General features: G+C 72.2%; 1 protein-coding gene. It reads left to right on the top strand.

The window, feature by feature from the left end; translation table 11 throughout:
* Positions 1 to 2,885, top strand: a 2,885-nt coding sequence (locus ACWD35_RS45305; RefSeq protein WP_451357150.1) for an amino acid adenylation domain-containing protein, incomplete at both ends; no start/stop codon positions are given.

Below are 2,885 nucleotides of genomic sequence, written 5' to 3'. Positions count from 1 at the left end.
AGCATGAGCATGCGCCGCTCGCCCTGGCGCAGCAGGCCAGCGGTGTGCCGGGTGATACGCCGTTGTTCACGTCGCTGTTCAACTACCGGCACAACACTGGTCGGTCCGATCCCCGGAGCGACGCCGCACCGCAGGAAGCACCCGGCGGCATGCGCCTGGTCTTCGGCCGGGAGGCCACCAACTACCCGCTCACGGTCTCCGTCGACGACGACGGCGACGGGCTCGGCCTGGCCGTCGACGCGGTCGCCCCGATCGACCCGCAGGCGGTTGCCGAACTGGTGCGTACCACGGTGGAGAACCTGGTCACCGCGCTGGAGGCTGAGCCGGCCGACGACGAGCGGCTGCCGCTTGCCGCGGTGGACGTGCTCGACGCGGCGGCACTGCGGCGGCTCCTGGTCGACCACAACGCGACGGGTCACCGGCCTGGCGCCTCGACCCTGCCCGAGCTGTTCGAGGCACAGGCCGCCCGGACCCCAGACGCCGTGGCTCTGGTCGCCGACGGTACGGAGGTGTCGTACGCGTGGCTGGACGCCCGCGCCAACCGTCTCGCGCGGCTGCTGCTCGCGCGGGGGGCCGGTCCGGAGCGCCTGGTCGCCGTGGCCGCCCAGCGCGGCATCGACGCCGTGGTGACCCTGCTGGCGATCAGCAAGACGGGTGGCGCCTACCTGCCGGTCGACCCCTCGTACCCGGCGGAACGCATCACGTTCATGCTCGCCGACGCGGCCCCTGTCCTGCTGCTCAGTACGGAGGCGACCGCGCTCCCGGAAGAGGCGCTGCCCGCTGGTCTGCCGCACCTGGTGCTGGACACGGCCGAGACGGCCGCCGCACTTGGCGCGCTGCCGGACAGCGCGCTCATGGCTGAGGAGCGCCCTGCCCCCGCCCACGCGGACAGCGCCGCGTACGTCATGTACACCTCCGGCTCCACCGGGGTGCCCAAGGGCACCGTAGTCCCGCACCGGGCGATCGACCGCCTGGTACGCGACAGCGGCTACGTCGAGCTGGGCCCCGGTGACACTGTTGCCCACCTGGCCTCGGCGTCCTTCGACGCGGCGACCTTCGAGATCTGGGGCGCGCTGCTCAACGGCGGGACCCTCGCGGTGGCACCGTCGGGGGCGCCGTCTCTCACCGAACTCCGGGAGTTCCTGACGAGGAACCGCGTCACCACCCTGTGGCTGACGGCCGGACTGTTCCACGAAGTGGTCGACCAGGACCCCGACATGCTGAGGGGCGTCCGCCGACTGCTGGCGGGGGGCGACGTGCTCTCTCCCGCACACTGCCGTGCGCTCCTGCACCGGCTGCCCTCCCTGCACCTTCTCAACGGCTACGGGCCGACGGAGAACACTACGTTCACCACCGTGCACGCGGTGCAACCGGCCGACGTGGCCGAGCAGACCGGCGTGCCGATCGGAACCCCGGTCTCCGGCACACGTGTGTACGTCCTCGACGAGTGGCTGCGCCCGGTACCGACCGGTGCCGCCGGTGAGCTGTACACGTCGGGCGCGGGTCTGGCGCGCGGTTACGCGGGCCGGGCGGGGCTGACCGCGGAACGGTTCGTGGCCTGCCCGTACGAACCTGGCGAGCGGATGTACCACACCGGTGACCTTGCCCGCTGGAACGCGGACGGCCGGCTCGAATATCTGGGCCGCGCGGACGAGCAGGTCAAGATCCGCGGCTTCCGCGTCGAACCGGGCGAGATCCAGGCAGTTGTCGCCGCGCACCCGTGGGTGGCCCGTGCTGTGGTGATTGCCCGCGAGGACATCCCCGGGGACAAGCGTCTGGTGGCGTATGTGGTGCCCAACGACGACGCGGCCGGCGAACCGGTGCTGGACCTACGGCAGTTCCTGAGCGAGCGGCTGCCGGAGCACATGGTGCCCTCGGCGGTGGTGGTGCTCGACGCGCTGCCGCTGACCCCGAACGGGAAACTGGACCGCAAGGCGCTGCCCGCCCCGGAGTACACCGCCGGTACCGGCCGCGGTCCCTCCTCCGTTCGCGAGGAGATCCTGTGCGGCGTGTTCGCGCAGGTCCTCGGCGTGGACAGCGTTGGCGTCGACGACGACTTCTTCGCACTCGGCGGCCACTCCCTGCTCGCCGTACGACTCGTCAGCCGGGTGCGGTCGGTGCTCGGGGTCGAACTGTCGCTGCGCACTGTGTTCGAGGCGCCCACGGTCGCTCGTCTCGCGGCTCGCATCGACAACGCCGACCGCGCCCGGGTGGCGCTGACGGCACGGGAGCGCCCGGAGCGCGTGCCGCTGTCGTTCACGCAGCGCCGCCTGTGGTTCCTCGGGCAGCTTGAGGGCCCGAGTCCCACCTACAACATCCCGACGGTGCTGCGACTCAAGGGCACCCTGAACGCCGGGGCCCTGGACGCGGCGCTCCGGGACGTCGTGGCCCGTCATGAGGTGCTGCGGACGGTGTTCGCCACCGCCGACGGTGAGCCCTACCAGCACGTCCTCGATCCCGCGGACCTCCGGTGGGGGCTGCAGGTCCGCGAGGTCGCCGCGGTGGACGTGGGCGCCGCTGTGGCGGAGGCTGCGGGCTACGCGTTCGACCTGTCTGCCGAAGTGCCGTTCCGCGCCTGGCTGTTCGCCGTGGCGCCGGACGAGCAGGTGCTCGTGGTGGTGGTGCACCACATCGCCGGTGACGGCTGGTCGACGGGGCCGCTGGCGCGGGATGTGTCGGTGGCGTACGAGGCTCGATGCGCCGGGCGGGCTCCGGAGTGGCAGCCGTTGCCGGTGCAGTACGCGGACTACGCGCTGTGGCAGCGCGACCTGCTCGGCGACGACCAGGACCCCACGAGCCTGATGTCCCGGCAGGTCGCCTACTGGCGTGCGGCGCTGGCCGACGTCCCCGAAGAGCTGACACTGCCCTACGACCATCCCCGGCCG

Source organism: Streptomyces sp. NPDC002671, from assembly GCF_053592475.1.
This window is presented reverse-complemented; position numbering and strand designations above follow the sequence as displayed.